At 60.5% G+C, this 18,690-nt stretch carries 13 protein-coding genes; 10 read left to right on the forward strand and 3 right to left on the reverse strand.

Annotation, left to right across the window (positions count from 1 at the left end; all coding sequences use genetic code 11):
• Window positions 1-5 precede the first annotated feature (5 nt).
• Complete coding sequence (locus KDL09_RS08685) at window positions 6-719, forward strand: hypothetical protein (protein WP_294383984.1); 714 nt, start codon at window positions 6-8, stop codon at window positions 717-719.
• Here the strand turns inward: KDL09_RS08685 and KDL09_RS08690 are convergent, their stop codons facing one another.
• A complete protein-coding gene (locus tag KDL09_RS08690) occupies window positions 720-3,899 on the reverse strand; it encodes a PVC-type heme-binding CxxCH protein (protein ID WP_294383985.1) in 3,180 nt (1,059 codons plus the stop codon).
• Between the two features lie 125 nt (window positions 3,900-4,024).
• Here KDL09_RS08690 and KDL09_RS08695 point away from each other — a divergent pair, with 125 nt between their 5' ends.
• Complete coding sequence (locus KDL09_RS08695; protein WP_294383986.1) at window positions 4,025-4,465, forward strand: DUF5069 domain-containing protein; 441 nt, start codon at window positions 4,025-4,027, stop codon at window positions 4,463-4,465.
• Window positions 4,466-4,530: 65 nt separating this feature from the next.
• On the opposite strand, the gene KDL09_RS08700 is transcribed toward KDL09_RS08695, so the two are convergent.
• The gene (locus tag KDL09_RS08700; protein WP_294383987.1) at window positions 4,531-6,810 is read right to left on the reverse strand and encodes a serine/threonine-protein kinase; all 2,280 of its coding nucleotides are present in this window, start codon (window positions 6,808-6,810) and stop codon (window positions 4,531-4,533) included.
• Window positions 6,811-6,998: 188 nt separating this feature from the next.
• Here KDL09_RS08700 and KDL09_RS08705 point away from each other — a divergent pair, with 188 nt between their 5' ends.
• Both KDL09_RS08705 and KDL09_RS08710 read left to right on the forward strand, forming a co-directional pair.
• Window positions 6,999-7,964: an RluA family pseudouridine synthase gene (locus KDL09_RS08705; RefSeq protein WP_294383988.1), complete on the forward strand. Its 966-nt coding sequence runs from the start codon at window positions 6,999-7,001 to the stop codon at window positions 7,962-7,964.
• Window positions 7,965-7,973: 9 nt separating this feature from the next.
• Complete coding sequence (locus tag KDL09_RS08710) at window positions 7,974-8,333, forward strand: arsenate reductase family protein (RefSeq protein ID WP_294383989.1); 360 nt, start codon at window positions 7,974-7,976, stop codon at window positions 8,331-8,333.
• A 27-nt stretch (window positions 8,334-8,360) separates the two neighbouring features.
• Here KDL09_RS08710 and KDL09_RS08715 read toward each other — a convergent pair whose 3' ends face one another.
• Window positions 8,361-9,182 carry a hypothetical protein gene (locus KDL09_RS08715; RefSeq protein ID WP_294383990.1) on the reverse strand — a complete coding sequence of 274 codons (822 nt, stop codon included), beginning with the start codon at window positions 9,180-9,182 and terminating at the stop codon, window positions 8,361-8,363.
• 86 nt (window positions 9,183-9,268) lie between these two features.
• On the opposite strand from KDL09_RS08715, the gene KDL09_RS08720 reads away from it, so the two are divergent.
• The 6 genes from KDL09_RS08720 to KDL09_RS08745 all read left to right on the forward strand — a co-directional run bounded on the left by KDL09_RS08720 (window position 9,269) and on the right by KDL09_RS08745 (window position 18,671).
• Entirely contained in the window at window positions 9,269-9,646 is a 378-nt protein-coding gene (locus KDL09_RS08720) for a hypothetical protein (RefSeq protein ID WP_294383991.1), read from the forward strand.
• 216 nt (window positions 9,647-9,862) lie between these two features.
• Window positions 9,863-10,882 carry a MoxR family ATPase gene (locus KDL09_RS08725; protein ID WP_294383992.1) on the forward strand — a complete coding sequence of 340 codons (1,020 nt, stop codon included), beginning with the start codon at window positions 9,863-9,865 and terminating at the stop codon, window positions 10,880-10,882.
• 21 nt (window positions 10,883-10,903) lie between these two features.
• Complete coding sequence (locus KDL09_RS08730) at window positions 10,904-11,359, forward strand: hypothetical protein (RefSeq protein WP_294383993.1); 456 nt, start codon at window positions 10,904-10,906, stop codon at window positions 11,357-11,359.
• 5 nt (window positions 11,360-11,364) lie between these two features.
• Entirely contained in the window at window positions 11,365-12,306 is a 942-nt protein-coding gene (locus KDL09_RS08735; RefSeq protein ID WP_294383994.1) for a DUF58 domain-containing protein, read from the forward strand.
• Between the two features lie 113 nt (window positions 12,307-12,419).
• A complete protein-coding gene (locus KDL09_RS08740; RefSeq protein WP_294383995.1) occupies window positions 12,420-14,426 on the forward strand; it encodes a vWA domain-containing protein in 2,007 nt (668 codons plus the stop codon).
• Window positions 14,427-14,435: 9 nt separating this feature from the next.
• Window positions 14,436-18,671 (forward strand): DUF4175 family protein, encoded by a 4,236-nt coding sequence (locus KDL09_RS08745; RefSeq protein WP_294383996.1) that lies wholly within the window; start codon window positions 14,436-14,438, stop codon window positions 18,669-18,671.
• Window positions 18,672-18,690: the final 19 nt, after the last annotated feature.

Consider the following 18,690-nt stretch of genomic DNA (forward strand, 5'->3'; position numbering starts at 1 on the left):
CGCGCATGCCTTGGGGCCACATCCTGACGTTTTTAGCCGGCGTTCTCGTCGGCGCGGCGACGATTGTGATCTGGAAGCTGCTGCGCTTCGCGGCAGATCTGCGTGCGGCGCGTCATGCGTTGGAGAGTTACGTCTATCCCGAGTGCGGCATCGCGGACGAACTCGCGCACAAGGCCGTGGAGGATTGCAAAAACCGTCTGCGCTGGCAGAAGAACCTGAATCCCGAATGGCTGCCACCTCTCGTCGATGAGGTGCCAAAGCTCGTGCGCGAGATCGCAGCGATTTATCACCCGGGAAAACAGGAGGCGCTGCTCGCGCCGGGGCTCAGCCAGTTCTCGCGAGCGGTCCATCTCGCGGCGATGGACGTGGCGGACTTCCTGCAAACGCGTTCGATTGGCCGTCTCGTCGATGTCAGTGCCAGCACGGCGATCAAGACGTGGGAGATGACGCACAAGATCGCGAAACACGAAAAGCTGCAGACCGCAAACAAATGGTACAAGCGCATCCTGCCCGTTTGGCAGGCGCTGCGTTTCAAATCGCCCATCATGTGGGCCAGCGTGGCTGTCTCGAATGTCGCAGCTCGTACGCTTCAGCCTGCGGTGATCGACATCATCGCCAAGCGCGCGATCGATCTTTACAGCGGACGTTTGGGCAAAGGAACAACGCCGACGGCAGCGATCACGCTGACGCCCGAAGTCTTGCCGCCCAAGGCGAAGTGATCACTTCTTCTTGCTCGTCTTCGATTTCAAACTCGCGAGGTAGGCCACGACATCGCGGATCTGCGGCTTGGTGAGGATGCCGAGCATGGGCGGCATGACGCTGATGGGCGGGGTGAGGGTGGCGATTTGATCGCGAGGAATGGTCTTTGTTTTTCCGTCGGGCGCGCGGAGGACGATCTGCTTTTTGTCCTCTTTGTCGAGCGCAGCCGAAATGATCTTGCCATCCTTCAACGTGATGGAAACCAGGCCGTAGCCGGGGGCAATCTGCGCGACGGGATTGAGGAGGGATTCGAGGATGTAGGCGCGGTCCTTCTGCGAGCCGATGGTTTTCAAATTCGGGCCGACCTGGCTGCCCTCCTTGGCTTCGATGGTGTGGCAGGCGAGGCAGTTGGCTCCGAGATTGTTGGTGACGATGTCGCGGCCCGAGACGGCATCGCCGCCTTCGAGAAGCTCGGTGTTGTTGGTTTGGATGGCTGCGAGTTTGGACTTCAGAGTGTCGCGCGCGGCGGCGGCTTCGAGGATGTCGAGTTGGATGGCCGCGGGAGCCTTGTTTTGCGCGAGCAGATCGAGCCAATGTCCGATGACAGCGTCGTCCTTCGATGTGGCGAGCAGGGCGAGGGCGAGCTGCTTCGTGGTGGTGTCGCCGTTTTCGAGTGCTGCGGCGGCTTCGGTGATGGCGCGTTCAGGCTGGTGTGTGAAGAGCTGCTTCAAGCCTTCATGGCGCAGTTCTGACGGTGATGTTTTGGCGAGCGCGAGATCCAGTGCTGCGGCGAACTCGGGTGCCGCAGAATGCTGGGCGGCCATGAGCTTCAGGGCTTCGGCGCGCAACGAACCGCGTGCGCTTTTGTCGACGATGATCTGCTGCAGCGCGCCCGGTTCGACCCGGAGCTGGAGCTGCATGAGCAGCTCAACGGCCTTGGCTTTGAGGTCTCCGTCTTGAATCGCCAGCAACGCGTCGAGATGCGGCTGAACGAGTGTGGCGAAAGCCTTCTCATCGCGTGGAGCGGTTTCGTGGGCCATGCCGTCGATGCGGTCGAGGCGTGGTGGCTGCGTGAAGGTGAGCAGAATATCGAGCGCCTCACTTTGCAGTTCGGAAGGCTTCAAGGCGGCCTGGATCACCGGTTCCGCGATGCCGAGACGCAGGCAGGCGTTGAGTCCGCGACGCGTGTTCCGCTTGGTCAAAGCAGGCAGTGCTTCGGGAATCCCAGCGTCATCGTGAATGGCGCGTTCGGCTTCATCAGCGAGCGTTTTGTTCGCGAGGAAGTCTGCGACGCGGGGCGAATGCTGTCGCGCGAGGGCGAGCAGAGTGCACAAGGCCATTTTATCCTTCACATGTGATGCGAGTTCCGATTCTTTGGCGCAGCCGGCGAGGCCGGTGACGATGGCGTGACGCATGAACGGATCGCTGCTTTCCTTCGCAGCCATGGCGAGAAGACTTTTCTCCGCCGACGGTTCTTCGAGTTTGCCGAGGGCGATCGCGGCGTGAAAGCGGACGCGTGACGATTTGCTCGCGAGCAGCGGGATCAACGGTTTGCCATCCGTCTTCGCGTCTCCCAGAATCTTGGCGGTCTGGGTGAGGATTTCAGGATCGGAGTCGGTGAGAAGGGAAGTGAGCACTGACCCTTCTACCTTGGCCGCACGCAGGCCCTGACCGAGGCCCCAGATGGCATGGATGCGGGAGAGCTGTTTTGATTTTGGATTCGAAGCGACATCCTCGAGCTCTTTGAAGTCGCCACGTTTGACCAAGGCAAATTGAGCGCCGAGACGAACGCGTTGATCGGGATGCGAAAGCAGTTCAACTCCGGCGGCATCGATTCCTGCGCGAATGAGTTTGGCGGTTTCGAGGCGCTCGGTGCTGTTTTTGCCAGTGGGATCGTCGGCGGTCCAGATGGCGCCTTTTTCATCGAGCGGATAGCCGCCTTCCCAGTCGGCGAGGAGAAGCGATCCTTCAGGTGTGATGGCGAGACCGATGCCCATGATGCCGCTGTGGATGACGCGTTCGTTCTTCATCGCGAAGGTCGTGCCGCTGGGCACGATTTGAAACGCGGTCATGACACCGCTGGGGAATTGATCGAGGATGAACTGGCCGCGCAACGAAGCGCCTAGCGCGGTGCCGGGTTCATGCACGAATCCGGCGGGGCCGTTCGAGTAGTTCGCGAGTGGAGGCGTGATGAAAAGCGGCTGGCCGGGATGCGCAGGCTGCCAAATACCGTCGCGCATCCAGCGGCTGTGGTCCTTTTGATACTGATGACCGCAGCGCCAGCCGGAATCGCTGCGCTCGGTGATATAAACGAAGCGCTCGCGCTCGCCGGGCATGTCGGCGTCGTTGTCCACGCCGAAGATGTTGCCGAAGTCGTCGAACGCGATCTCCTGCACGTTGCGGAGGCCGTGCGCGAAGACTTCAAAGCCGCTGCCGTCCGGTTCGCAGCGCATGACGCAGCCTTCGTGCGGATAATACCACTTTTTGCCTTCCTTGCTCGTCACGTTCACGCCTTTGTCACCAATGCTCCAGTAAATGCGCCCGTCAGGGCCGATGCGCGGTCCGTGCATGTCATGGCCTGCATACGCGATGTGCATGCCGAAGCCGTGCGCTACGATCTCACGCTCGTCGGCGACGCCGTCATCGTTCGTGTCACGCAGACGCACGAGGTCGGGTGCGACGGTGACGTAAACCCAGCCGTCGTGATACAGGATGCCTGCGGCAATGCCGGTGACGACGCTGTTAAAGCCTTCGGCGAAGACGGTGATCTTGTCAGCCGTGCTGTCACCGTCGGTGTCACGAAGCTGATAAATGCGCTCGCTGTGAACGGTGAGATCCTTCCAGTCGATGGAGCCGTCCTTGTTGTGGTCTTTGAGTCCGCCGCGGGGCAGGCGCAGCTTGCCGGGCGCGAGTTCGCGTTTCAGGAAGGCTTCCTTTTCATCCACGCTCGTCAGCGAGACGTCGTCAGGAATCCACATCGGATGCTCGCGGATGTCGAGATCGGCGGCCTTGCGCCGGGTGGTGGCGGAGACATACACGCGACCCTGCGGATCGACGGTCACGGCGACAGGATCAGGCACGTTGAGATCGCCGGACCACTTGTGGAATTCGAGCGCGGACTTGGGTGTGGTTTTGGTCTCAGCAGCGAAGCATGGCAGGGCCAGCAGCGCCACGAGGGCGAGGTGACAGGTTTTTTTCATGAAAAAGGGGACGAGGATAACAGGGCGGAAGCGTTTCTTCTTGCCGCTGTCAGGCGCGCCCGTCAAAGTCGGCGTGCGTTTGCCGTGGCAAATGTCATTCGCGAAACTCCAACCCAACACAAATCATGAGCCAGATCGTTCCTCTCATCAGTTCCGGCATCGCCGGCCCTCTCGGTGTCCTTCATCTTCCCCGCCTTTGGCAGAAGGCCTCGCTGGCCGCCGCCGGCAAGCTGCACTCTGAGTATCCCGGCATCGGCTGCGGTTATGACCAGATGACGCTCGATGCGCTGGGCATCAACATCGACACCTTCAAGGCCTTCATCGCCACGAAGCCGAGCTATCCGCAGCTTGAAAGCTGGATCAAAGCCCAGCCCGGCGTGAAGCTCACCAAGGGCGACATCTACAAGCACAACCAATCCATCATGGGCTACATCCACGATGACGCCACCCGCAAGACCATCCTCGACGCCGATGGCATCGCCGATGACGGCAGCGTGAATCCGGGCGCCGTCGATCTGAACAACCTGGACGACTGGCACATCTTCTGGGCGCAGGAGATCAAGTAACGCCGCCAGTCTTTAGAGACCGTTTTGAGAACCCCGTTTGTCGTGAGGCAAACGGGGTTTTGATTTCAAATGCCGGCGGCCATGACCTTCATCCAGCGCGCGCGGAAGGAACTGTTTTCTTCCATCAGTTGTGCAGCGATGGTGGCGGAAAGCTGGGTGAGACCGTTGAGGCGTGCAAAGGAGGCGATGATCTCCTGGCGGTGGTAGTAGTCGGTGGAATCCGTCGTCTGAGAGGCAAAGCTTTGCGCGATTTCGACCAGTGATTCCGGCGTGAGACTCTCGAATGGCAGGGAAAGCGTGCCGCGCTCCAATGTCACACTCACGACTGTTCCATCGGTGCTGCAGGTGACGCGCCCGGTCATTTGCCCGCCTTCCCGGCGTGAGATGGTTCCGTTCCAGCCGTTGCGATTGAGATCGATCATGACCTGACGGACAAAATCGCGGGCCTGCGTGTAGACGTAGAGCCGGCCGTCGAGCGCATTGCGCACGTCCGCAGTCTCCAGGCGGGTTCCGCCGAGCATGTCGATGGCGCGTGAGTAATCATATCCCTGCACGAGGGAAGGGACGAGTGAGTTGACGTCGGCGAGCAGTTCGAGGTCGGCCTTGCGGCGCTTTTTGTCCTCCTCCATCTGCCGCTCCTGCTCCTCAACGGTCATGCGGGCGATCTCGCGTTTCAGCCAGGCCTTCCATTCATCGATCTCTGTTCGGAAAGCACCGTTGGTTTTGAGCTTCTTGCGGGTCGCCTCGATTTCATCCAGCGCGGAGCGTAGTTCGCCGATGGTGCCCGAACTGCGCGGCTTCAAGGCGTTTTCAGCGAGCGCGAAGTCGGGCTGGTAGTAGTTCACGAGGGAACTGTACAAACTGATCCATTTCAATGAGGCGGCGGTCGCGGATGCCGTGTCGGGATCTTTGACGTCGCGAAGATGATCCTGAAAGTATTCCAACCCCTGGGCCCCGGTCTTGTAGGTGCCGAAATGCCATTCGGCCATTCCATGCAGGAGGTAGCCGAGGATTTCCTCGTTGTCGGTCCGATAACCGAGCGATTCCACCGGGGTGCCCAAGGCGAAGTCTCGCGACATGCGGTCTTTGATCTTGGCAAAGAACGAAGCCAGGCCGTTCACATCGGGTCCTGTGGAGAGCTGGGACAGCTGCTCCTGGGCCTTTTGTTTCCTGTCGGGGAACTTGTTGCCGAGCATGATGTTGCACAGCGCGGCATTGAAGAGCGCCCAGTTTTGCGTGGGCTGGGGGGAGCTTTTGACCAGATCGGCAAATGTTCCCTCGGCCGTGGCGAATTTCTGCTCCTCCAACATCTCGCGACGCGCATCGGTGAAGCGTTCGGAGACGGTTTTTTCACCGGCTTTCTCCGCCTTCAGGGTCACGCCGCTGCCGTCCAGATCACGCTCGTTGGCTGTGGAAAGCTGAATTGCGCGACCCTGGCGGCGCCCGCCGCCTTCGCGCAGCAACCAGCCCATTCCGTAGGCGAGCATGATGGCTGCGGCGATGGAGCCGATCAGCTTGGCCCGCCGTGAAAACAGCCTGCGCTGGATGCTGCCCCGGTCCAGCAGGCCTTCGGCGAGGCGCATTTCGTCCACAACTTCGTCGTAATTGGCAAAACGCTCCTCGGGTTTGAAGCTGAGCATGCCGTTGATGACGTGCTCGGTGCGCGGCGAGAAACGCAGGCCGGATTCTCCCAAGGTCACTCGTTTGCTCTTCACCCGGCGCAGATCCTCGATGGCGTTCGTGTCCGCCTTGTGGGGCGGATTGCCGGTCATGGCATGATAGAGCGTGGCGCCGAGGCTGAAGATGTCGCTGCGGTAGTCCTCCTTGTTCTCGATGACCTTTTCGGGTGCGACATAGTAAGGGGTGGCCCAGATTTCACCGGACTGATCCCCGCCGCGATCCACGAACAGCGCCAGACCGAAGTCCACCACCTTGGCAGTTCCGGTTTCGGTAAAGAGAATGTTCGCAGGCTTCACGTCTCGATGAATCAGCGTGAGCTGCTGCGCGGCCCGGAGCCCTTCGGCCACTTCGCGGCCGATCCGCAGGGCCTCGGCTTCCTTGAGATGGCCTTCGCGCCGGATGCGCTGCTCCAGGCTGCCACCGCCGACGAGTTCCATGGCGATGTAGAAATAGCCCTGGTCATAGCCCACGGAGTAGAGCTTGATGACGTTCGGATGCGTGACGTTCGCGGTGATGTGGGCCTCCTGACGAAACTGCTCCAGCCGCACGGAATCCCGGGAATACTGCCGGTTGAGGATTTTCAGTGCCACTCGTCGTCCGAGCGTTTCATCCTCAGCCTCGAACACGCGGCTCATCCCGCCCTCGCCGATCTGGCGGATGATCATGAAATGGTCAAATCGGCGACGCACCCTCACCATCTGCCCGCAAAACGGGCATTTCAGCTTCGTGAACGGCTCCAGCGACGTCACATCGATCTGCCCCTGACAGACAGGGCAGGTGCTCAGATAGGACTGTTCGAGGACTGGGATCAACTGGACTAGGGGAATGGCTTCCTACCTGCATCGCATGGCAAATGCCAGAAATTACAGATTGCTTGATTAATTTGAATCATGAGTATGTCGCCGTGGATTGGAGCATCACTGAAACCCCTGACATTGGAGATCGTTTTGACAAGCACCTCGCGAGGCGCCTGCCGGAGATGTCGCGTTCGCGGCTACAAGACTTGATCAAGGAAGGCCACGCCACCTTGAATGGGAAGCCTGCCAAGGCCGGGACGACGCTGAAGAGCGGGGATGCAGTGAGTCTCACGGTGCCGGAGGTAGCGTCGGTCGAGATCAAAGCACAGGACATTCCTTTGACGATTTTGTATGAGGACACCGACATCGTGGTGCTGGACAAGTCGTCCGGGCTTGTCGTTCATCCGGCGGAAGGAAATCCCGATGGCACGCTGGTGAATGCCCTGCTGCATCACATCGACGACCTCAGCGGCATTGGCGGCGAGATGCGTCCCGGCATCGTCCATCGTCTCGACAAGGACACCAGCGGTTGCATGGTCGTGGCGAAGAACGACATCGCCCATCGCCGCCTGACCGAGGCCTTCTCCGAGCGGCGCATCGCCAAGATTTACCTCGCCGTTGTCAATGGGGTGCCAAATGACGAGAGCGGACGCATCCAGAACTACATCGGCAGGCATCCTGTGGATCGCAAACGCATGTCCATTCTCCTCGACGGGGCGGGAAAGGAAGCCGTCACCGAGTGGAAACGGCTCGCGGTGGACCAGGGCTGCGCCCTCATTCAGTGCCGCCTGCTCACCGGCCGCACGCATCAAATCCGCGTTCACATGCGAGAGGCGCTGCAGTGCGCCATCCTCGGCGATCCGATCTACGCACAGCCGAACAAGCAACGCGTCCGCGTTCCCCGCCTGATGCTCCATGCTTGGAAGCTCGCCTTCAATCATCCCATTCACGACCAGCCGCTGAGTTTCGAAGCCAAACTGCCGCCTGAATTCGAACCGTGGATGAAAGCCATTCCTCATTAACATATGCCCATGCTCAAGATCTACGCCTACTCCGGCTGCTCCACCTGCAAGAACGCCCTCAAGTGGCTCAAGGCTCACGCCGTTCCCTTCGACGAAATCGCGATTCGCGAAACACCGCCCACGCTGGCTGAACTCAAAGCCATGCTCGCCGCGCACGGTGGTGATCTGCGTCGCCTTTTCAACACTTCAGGCATGGACTACCGGGCTCTCGGTCTCAAGGACAAGCTGCCCGGCATGAGCACCGACGACGCGCTCAAACTCCTCTCCGAAAACGGCAACCTCGTGAAACGTCCGTTTGCCATCGATGCGAAGAGCAAGGTCTATCTCGTCGGCTTCAAAGAAGACGAATGGAAGGCAGCGCTGGCTTAGCGCCGGTTCCTCATCGACTTTAGACTGTCACTTCACGGCGGCGGCCTGCTCTTTGAAAAACTTCGCGATCAAGGCCGGCGCTTCCTCGGGGAACTTGTGTGTGCCTTGGTGAATGAACGCTACGAACGGCGCTCCGACCTTCGATGGGAAGAGCGTACAGTCCTTCGCCCACGGCTTTCCCTCCGTCTCGCACTGGTTGATCTGTTTCACCTTGGCCATCGCCATCTCCTTCCAGGTGTATTTCACCAGCGGATCCTGCGTTCCGGCAATGTGCATGCATGGCTTCGGCTTGAACGCCCTGTCAGCCAGTCGGGCCGATGCTGCGGCAGACGGTGCCACCGCGCAAAGCACGTCCGGCCTCGTCTCCCACAGCAGATAGGTGAATCCGCCGCCATTCGAGTGTCCGGTCGAAAAGATGCGCTTCGCATCCACCTTGTAGTTCTCCTTTAAGTTCGCCATTACCGCGTCGAACAGTTTCAAATCGCGATCTCCCTCCGCGCCCGCGCCGTGCTGCCAGCCTGGCTTCTTGCCCTCGGGGTCCGTCAGTCTGCCCGGAGTGTTCAAGCCTTGTAGATACACCGAGATCGCCTCCGGCCAGAGTTTGTACATCGGAATCGAACGACCGATCTGCATCGCGTTGCCGCCGTGGCCGTGAAAGACAAACACGACCGGCGTTGGTTTTTCCTTCGCCGCGGTCGGCGCATAGACAAATCCGCCTCGTGCCACACCGTCCACGGTGAGATCGAGTTTGTGAAAGCCTTCGGGAAGCTGGACTTGGGCGTGGCAGGCCAGCGGAATGACCAGCGCAGCAAGCAGGGCGAAGGAGAAACGGAGAAAGTGATGGTGCATGAGACGTGCGCCCTCAAACGCCGATGCTCCGACAAAGTTGCGGCGGAGCCTCTTGCGATTGCGCCTCGCGACGCTATATCGCCCGCATGTTCAAAACCGGTCAGCAGGTCGTGTGCATCGACGATCAATTCGAGCCCTGGGTCTTTGACCTCTACAAGTCCCTGCCCAAGAAGGATCAGATCTACACCGTGCGTGCGCTTCGTGCCGGTCGCTCGAATCCGAAGTTCACGGTCAATGACGATGCTGAGATCAAGCTGGCCGATGCGCAGTTCGACATCCTCATTCTTCTCAAAGAACTCCACAATCCCGACGATCCGCACTCCAGCGTGAAGCAGGAACTCGGCTTCCGCTCCGAACGCTTCGCCCCGCTGCTCGAGCAAACCGAGGAGGAAGAAGAAGCCGAACTCATCGGTGTTGGCCACGGCGAGAAGACGTGGGAACCGGAGCCCGCCTGGTCGAAGTAGTCGTCCCGCCGGTGAACTTTGGGCGGTTCGATTTTATCGCAGAGAGGCAGAGGAGCAGAGATTGCAGAGAATGGATGGATTCAATCTCTGCGTCCTCCGCCTCTCTGCCCCTCTGCGGTAAACGGATTGAGACTCAGCGGCGCGATCAATCTCGTCTTCCCGCGCCGTGGATGAAAACTTGGCACCCTCGCCGCTGTTTGATAGTCCACACATCTCATGAGCGCCCCTCCCGACCTTCCGCCGTCTCCCGCCCCTCTCACCGAACGCCAGATCGTCGAACTGCTCGCCACCGCTCGCCAGCGCCTCTTTGCGGAAGTCGGGAAGGTCATTGTGGGCCAGTTGCATGTCATTGATGAGATGCTCATCGCGCTGCTCAGCGGCGGTCATTGCCTCATCACCGGCGCACCGGGTCTCGCGAAGACCTTGCTCATCAAAACGGTCGCCGATGTCTGCCACCTCAGCTTCCAGCGCATCCAGTTCACGCCTGACCTGATGCCTTCCGACATCACCGGCACCGAGATCCTCGAAGACACGCCCGAAGGCGGTCGCCAGCTCGTGTTCACCCAGGGGCCCGTCTTCGCGAACATGATCCTCGCCGACGAAATCAACCGCACGCCGCCGAAGACACAGGCCGCGCTGCTCGAAGCGATGCAGGAGCATCAGGTCACCGTGAACGGCAAAACGATGCACCTTCCCGAACCCTTCTTCGTGCTCGCCACGCAGAACCCCATCGAACAGGAGGGCACCTACCCGCTGCCTGAAGCCCAGCTCGACCGCTTCATGCTGAACATCGTCATCGACTATCTCAGCGAGGACGATGAAGTCTCCGTCGTCACCCGCACCACGGCGGGCAAAGGCGAGCCTGTGCAGCGTCTCTTCACCGGCGACGAACTCCTCGCCTTCCAGCAGGTCGTCCGCAAAGTCCCCATCGCTGAAGATGTCGCCCGCTACGCCGTCCGTCTCTCCGCGGCGAGCCGCCCCGGCCGCGAAGGCGTTCCTGACTTCGTCAATCAATGGATCAGTTGGGGTGCCGGCACCCGTGCCAGCCAAAACCTCGTCCTCGGCGCGAAGACGAGGTGCCTCCTCCACAACCGCACCCACGTCACCGCCGACGACATTCGCGCCATGGCCCTCCCCGTCTTCCGCCACCGCATCCTCGTGAACTACAAAGCCGAAGCCGAAGGCGTGACGGTGGAGCAGGTGATCGCGAAGCTGTTGGAGACGGTGAAGGTCTAAGGCGCACAAAGTTCGAACTGTATGCCGTTCTCACTCAACAGCCTCCTGCGGTCGCCTTTCGGGGCTGGGCTCAGTCGCGATGAGTATGACAGTCGTCTGAATGCTCAGGCGTCCCAGTTGATCACGAAGAAAGATCTGTCATTAGACGACATTCGTGAGCTTCTAGTCCTGGCATCCGCTAAGTCTTGTGTGATTGCCGACAGGTATTTCAGGTCTCGGTCCAAGAGTGAACAGTTGCTGAAACAGTTGTTGGATGTGATCGCCGACGAAGATGATTTCGGTTCTGGAGATGCTCGAATCAATGCGGCGCAGTATCTGAAGCTGTTTGATGATTCAGTGCTAGGAAAGCAAGCAGAGCTCTTGAAGCAGCTTCTGCATTCTGAGGATGGTTCGAAGCCGGGAGGTTCGCTTGTTTCGCTTCTTGAGCCCGCATGCGCTCGCCTTGGGGATTCTGTTAACCCTTCTCCAATCCCGTGAATACCGTGCAAGCACCCGCTCGCAGCTCACAAACGTCTTTCCTCGACCCCGCGGCGCTCATGCGCATCAAGTCGCTTGAGCTTCGTGCGAAGGTCGTCGTCGAGGGATTGTGGAAGGGGATGCACCGAAGTCCCTATCACGGCTTCTCGGTCGAGTTCAGCGAATACCGCGCCTACGTGCAGGGCGATGATCCGCGCTACATCGATTGGAAGGTGCTGGCGCGAAGCGATCGCACTTACATCAAGAAATTCGAGGACGAGACGAACCTGCGCTGCCAGCTCGTCATCGATCACAGCAAGTCGATGAAGTTCGGCTCGCAGGGCTACACAAAGGCCGAATACGCGGCCACGCTGGCGGCTACGCTCGCGTCTTTCCTCATGAAGCAGGGCGATGCGGCCGGACTGACCACCTTTGCCGATGGCATCGAGGAGCATCTGCCGCCGCGCAACCGCCCCGGTCATCTGCGTCGCATCATCACCGAGCTCGAACGCCCCGCGAAGGCCGCCGGCACCTCGCTCGAGCTCTCCGTTGGCCAGTTGGCCGATCTGCTGCGCAAACGCGGCATGATCTGCCTCATCACTGATCTCCTCGCACCCGTCGAACATCTGGAGAAGCAGCTCGCGCTTCTCAGCGCGATGGGCCACGACCTCGTGCTCTTCCATCTCATGGATCGTGCCGAGATTGACTTCACCTTCGAGAAGTCCGCACACTTCCGCGACGCCGAGACCGGCACCGAGCGGTTCATCGATCCGCAAATCGCCCGCGAGACCTACCTCAAGCGACTGCAGGCGCATCGCGACACAATTCAAGCCGCCACCGACCGCCACAACGTCGAATACCATTTCTGTCCCACAGACCGCCCGCTTGAAGAAGTCCTCTTCGATTTCCTCAGCGCCCGTCAGCGCAAGAAGGCGTCCAAATCCTCCGCCGCACGCGTCGCCGCATGAACTCTTCCTCGTCCTCCTACTCTTACTCCTCCTCCCTTTGCGATTGTCCTCTGGACTGCGATTCAAGGGAGGAAGAGTAGGAGTAAGAGAAGGATTCAATCCAATTTCACTTCATGAACTGGCTCTTTCCACTCTACCTCGCCGGTGCCGCCGCGATCATCGCGCCGATCCTGCTGCATCTGCGCCGTCGTCCGCCGCAGGATCGCGTCGAGTTCAGTTCGCTGCTCTTCCTCGATGCGCAGACGCCCGTGCCTGTCAGCAAACGCCGTCTCGAAAACTGGCTGCTGCTCCTGCTACGCTGCCTCGCGCTCATTCTGCTGGCGCTGATGTTCGCGCGGCCCTTCGTGCAAAATGAATCGACCGCATCGGCATCGCCGAACCACGCCACGCTCATCGTGCTCGACCGCAGTGCTTCGATGCGTCGTGCTGATTTGTGGAAGCAAGCCGTCGCCGAAGCCGAAAAGCAGCTCAAAGCCGCCAAGCTCACCGATCGCATCGCGCTCGCCGTGTTTGATCGTGATCTCACGACGGTGTGGGGCTTCGAAGAAGATCGCAACACACCCGCGAACCGTGTCACAGCCGCGCAAAGCCGGCTCGCAGACCTGACGCCCACTTGGAGCGCCACGCAGCTCGATCGCGCGCTGATCGCCGCGGTGCCGAGCTTTGATTCCAGCACGGCCACGCTGAAGAAGCGCATTCATCTCATCACCGATCTTCAGGAGGGAACGCACCTCGACGCGCTGCGCACGATTGCCTGGCCTGCGGAACTCACGCTCAAGGTTCATCGCATCGATCCGGCCACGAATGACAACTTCAGCATGGCCCTCGCCGCCCGCGAGGAGAACGGCAGCACCGATGCGCTCATCCGCATTCGGCTGAGCAACACGCGCGACTCCGCGCTGCGCGACTTCACGCTCGCCTGGAAAGACGCGCCCAAAACCGACACGATCACCGCGCAGATCCCGCCCGGTGCCTCGCGCATCCTCACCGCGCCGCCGAATTCGACCAACGCCACCACGCTCAACCTCAGCGGCGACACCTTCGACTTCGACAACCGCATCTTCATCGCCCCACCGCAGCCGCGTTCGGTGCGCATCCACCTCCTCGGCAAGGACGCAACGCGTGACGAGGCCTCTGCACCGCTCTATTACCTCGCCCGCGCCCTGCAGCCGACTGACACGCTCGCCCCGCTGCTCACGGCGGATGAAAAACTCCCGGCGCAGGCCCCGGACGTCCTTTTCATCGTTGGCGACGCCCCGGCCGCCGGATTGCGCGACTATGTCGAGCGCGGCGGGTTTCTCGTCACCGTGCCTTCCGACGCCACATTGCTCAAAGCGGTCACCGGCCTCGACCTCACCGTCGCTCCTGACACCGACGATGAGTATCGCATGCTCGCGAACGTCAAAACCGAGCACCCGCTTCTCAAACCCTTCGCGGATCCCAAGCTGCGAGACTTCACCAAGCTCCGCTTTTGGAAGCATCGGCTGATCGAGTTCAAGAAGCCGCAATCGTCGCTCGAAACGCTTGCCAGTTTCGACAACGGCCATCCGGCCATCCTCAGTGGGCGCATCGGCAAAGGGACGCTCATCGTGCTCGCCTCAGGCTGGCATCCGGGCGACAGCCAGTTCGCGCTCAGTACGAAATTCGTGCCGCTGCTCTACGGCTGGCTCGCCGCCGCCGGATTCAGCCACGACCCCGCCGCCACATTGCTCGTCGGAGACACGCTCCCGTTCGACGCCACGCAGACACACACCATCACCGATCCCGAGAACAAGACGCACACCCTGAAACCGGGCGAAACCTTCACCGCGACCGGAATCGGCCTTCACAAGGTGCAAAGCCCCGCGCATACCCAGGTCGTCGCCGTCAATCTCCCGCCTGACGAAGGCCGCGTCCTGCCGTTGGAACCGCAAAAGCTCGCCGAATACGGCATCAAGCTCGCCAGCGCCTCCGACACCGCCGCCACAAGCGAGACCACCGACCAGCGCCTCACCGCCACCGATACCGAACAGCGCCAGAACCTATGGTGGTGGTTCTTGATCCTACTTTTGGCCGTGCTTTTGCTCGAAACAGCCATCGCAGGCCGTTCAAGGCACAGCGTCCCAGCTCAAACCGCGTAACCCGTCATCATGATCGCACGCACCATTCTCGAAGCCCGCATTTCCGAAGTTCGCGAGGCCCTGCGTCGCGCGCGACTGCTCCGCCATCTCGCCGCTGCTTTTGCGATCGGGATTCTCGTGCGCGGAACCTTTCTGCTGGCCGCGTTGAACGGTCACGCCCTGTCGAAGCGCTGGGACCGCTGGTCGATGCTTGGGCTGATCGTGCTGTGTCTCGTGGCGTGGCTGAAAGGCCGTCGGAACATCTGGAGCGATCATGAGATCGCACGCGTCATCGAGCAGAAACATCCCGCGCTCGACTCGCTGCTCCTAACGGCCATCGAGCATGAGCCGGAGGCCGACGAGCCCACAGGTTTCCTGCACGAGCGGCTGATCGATCACGCGCTCGCACGTGCCGCCACGCAGAACTGGCCGGTCACAGTCGCCAACAAGCCCTACACCCGTGCGCTGGCCGCCGCGTGGCTCGCGGTGATCGCGTTTGTCGCCATCGATGTCGCACTGCGACTCAACATGCCGGATCAAAAGTCCAAGGTCGCGCAGCAGGTCGCCGAGACGGCTTCAAAACCCACTGCGTTTGAAGCGACGCTGACTCCCGGTGATGCCGAGGTCGAGCGCGGATCACGGCTCATCATCGAGGCACGTTTCAACGGGCCCGTGCCCGCCGACGCGATGCTGATCGTCAGCGAGCCGGATGGCAAAGTTCGCGAGCGCCTGCCGATGCGTTTGACGGTGGACGAGCAGGTCTATGGCGGCCTGATCAGCAAGGTGGATGCCGACACGAAATACCACGTCGAGTTTGCGAACCAGAAGTCGAAGGAGCACACGATCACCGTGTTTGATTATCCGGCGCTGGTTCGCGCGGATGTCATCGTGATGCCGCCGGAATACACCAAGCTTCCCTCCAAGGAGACGAAGAACACGCAGAAAGTCACCGCACTCGAAGGCTCGAAGATCGCGTGGAAGATCAAGGTCAACAAACCGCTGATCGACACGCCGCCCACACCTGAGCCGGCGTCGGTTGCGTCCGATCCATTTGCCAAACCCGCTGCAAAGCCGTCGCTTCAAGCTACTACGAAGCCAGCCTCGCCCGTTGGGCCGCATCTCACCGCCGCCGAACTCTTTGGCGAGGACAAGTCGATCATCACTTTGACGCCTTCCAGCGAAGATCCGACGGTACTCGAAGGTGTCTTCACGGCCGAGAAGTCGCAGAAGTATCGCCTGCACCTCGTGGACGAGGCGGATCGTGCGAACAAGAATCCGCCGTGGTTCAAGGTGACGGTGCAGTCGAACCAGCTTGCCAAAATCGAGGTCGTCTTTCCGAAGCGCGACCTGCAGGTGTCGAGCATTCAGGAGCTGCCCGTCGAAGCGAAGGTCTCCGACGATCTCGGTGTGACGAAGTCGGGCGCGGTCTTCAGCATCAACGGCAACAGCAAGGAGATCCTCTTCAAGCATCCCATCACCGAGCCTCTGAAGAAGCAGGATGTGCGCGCCGAGTTGACGCTTGAGAAGGAAAACGCGCAACCGCGGCAGTTGGTGAGCTATTACCTCTGGGCGGAGGACACCGGACCGAAGGGCGAAGTACGCCGTGCGATGAGCGACATGTTCTTTGCCGACGTGCGCCACTTTGAAGACATCTTTCGCGAGATGGAAGCGCCGCCGAGTGAACCCGGTGAGCCCGGGAAAAAGGCCGAGAGCGACAAGCTCGTCGAACTGCAGAAGCAGATCGTGAATGCGACGTGGCGCATCATTCGCGACACGAATGCCGGACGCGTGATGGAAGCCGCCGCGCCGGATGTGGACGTTGTGCATCAATCGCAGGGGCTCGCCTTGGAGCAGACGAAGGAAGCGATGGAGAAAGTCGAGGACGCCGAGGCGAAGAACGCGCTCACCGAAGCGTGGAAGAGCATGAAGGACGCGCTCGATCCGCTGCAACAAGCGTCGGAGGAGAAGAAGCGTTCGCCTTTGAATCAGGCGCTGACTTATGAACAGAGCGCGCTGGAATGGCTGCATCGTGCGCAGAGCCGCGAGCATCAGGTGATGCGGCAGAATCAACCGTCGAAATCCATGTCCGGCAGCGAGAGCCAGAAGCAGAACCAGCTCATGGATCTGGAGATGAAGCAGAAGGAGCAGCGCTATGAGGAGGAGAAGGCAGCCACGGAGGAACAGACCGCCGAGCAGCAGGAGAATTTGCAGGTGCTGAACCGCCTCAAGGAGCTCGCCCGTCGTCAGGAGGCGCTGGCGGAGAAGATGAAGGAGCTGCAAAACCAGATCGCCCAGGCGAAGACGGAAGAGGAGAAGGAAGAGCTCGACAATCAGCTCAAGCGTCTTCAGGCCGAGCAGGAGCAGCTTCTTCGTGACCTCGATGATCTTAAAGACCGCATGGAGAAACCTGAGAACGCGCAGAACATGGCCGAGGCCAAGGAACAGCTCGATCAAACGCGTGAAAAGGTCATGGAGGCGGCCGAGCAGCTCAAAGAGGAGAAGCTTGCCGATGCCGCGAACTCAGCCACGCGTGCGCAGCGCGAACTGGAAAAGATGCAGGAGGACTTCCGCCAGAAAACGAGCAAGAAATTCGCCGAAGAAGTGAAGCAGCTCCGTCAGCAGGCGCGCGAGGCGGCGGAGACGCAGAAGAAGATCAGCGAAGCGCTCGAGAATCAGAAGCCCGCCGACAGCGACATCGCGCAGAGTTTGCAAAACCAGGCGCAGGCGCGTCAGGTGACCGAGCAGCAGGAGAACGTTGAGAAACTGCTCAACAGCATGCGCGAACTCAGCGAGCAGGCTGAGCAGAGCGAGCCGCTGCTGCATCGCAATCTTTACGATGCCGTTCGCAAAGCGCAGACGAGCGGACTGGAGGAAAATCTACAGGAAACGCGCGATCAACTTCGCTACGGCTCACAAGCCGAGGCGAAGGAAGCCGAGCGCAAAGCCGCGAATGCGGTCGATGAATTGCAGAAGGGCGTTGAGAAAGCCGCGGAGAGCGTGCTCGGCAGTGAGAGCGAAGCGCTGCGTGTGGCGAAGAACGAACTCGACAAACTGATCAAGGAAGCGCAGGAGCAGGAGGGGGGGGAGAAAGGTCAAGAGGGTCAAAAAGGTCCCCAGCAGGCATCGGCGAAGTCGGACAAGTCTGACTCGTCCGACAAGTCAGACCCGAAGGGCCAGAAACCCGGTAAAAAGGGCGAAGGTGAGGCTCAAGACGCAAAGAGCGCCGACAAAGGTCAGCAGCCCGGCAAGGATGGAGATCCTAACGGCAAGGGCCAAGGTGAACCGCAAGATCCCAAGATGGCTCAAAGCGGTCAGAAACCCGGTGAAGGTCAGGAGGGCCAGAAGCCTGGCGAACAGGGACAAGACCAGCCCCAAGACCCGAAGACCGCTCAGAATGGCAAGCAGCCGGGTGAGGGCAAAGACGGTCAGCAACTCGGTGAAAAAGGCGAAGGCCAAGGTCAAAAGCCCGGAGAGAAAGGTCAGGGACAAGGCGAGGGACAGGATCCCAAGATGGCTGAAGCCGGACAACAGCCTGGTGAAGGCCAAAAAGGTCAAGGGCAAGGCCAGAAGCCGGGCGAGCAGCAAGGCAAGGGACAAGGGCAGGGACAGCAACCCGGTCAGCAAGGCCAGGGTCAGCAACAGGCGAATGCGAATTCACCCGAGGGACAAAAGCCGGGCGAAGGTCAGGGCCAGCAACCCGGACAAGGGCGTGGTGAAGGGCGGCAGCAAACCGCCGACGCGAATCAGCCTCGCAACGGTCAATCACGGCCGGGCGACAATCGCGGCGGCAACAACACGCCAGATCAATTCGCCGGCGGGCGCACCACGGATCGCGATTCCGACAACGATCGCTTCCGTCCGCAGATCGTTGGCGGTTCGGTGCCCGAGGCGCTTTTCTTTGAAGATTCGAAGGAAGAAACCGACAAGGGCGTCTTCACCGGCAACGGCTACGACCAGTGGAGCGACCGCCTGCGCAATGTGGAGGAGCTTCTCAACAATCCTGAACTTCGCAACGAAGCCGCCAAGGTGCTCGACCGCGCACGCGAACTGCGCATCAACCTCAAGCGCAGCAACGAAGCTCCGCAGGTCGCCGTGCTGAACCAGCGCATCACCCAGCCTCTCATCGAACTGCGGGATCGAGTCGTTGAGGAACTCTCGAAGAAGGACGCCGGGAAAAACCTCGCGCCCGTGGATCGTGATCCGGTGCCTGCCGAATTTCGCGAACTCGTGAAGCGCTACTACAAGGAGCTGGGTGCAGGAAAGTAAGGAAGTCTGAGATTCTTTG

Origin of the sequence: Prosthecobacter sp. (genome assembly GCF_020439865.1) — a bacterium.
Lineage (GTDB): Bacteria > Verrucomicrobiota > Verrucomicrobiia > Verrucomicrobiales > Verrucomicrobiaceae > Prosthecobacter.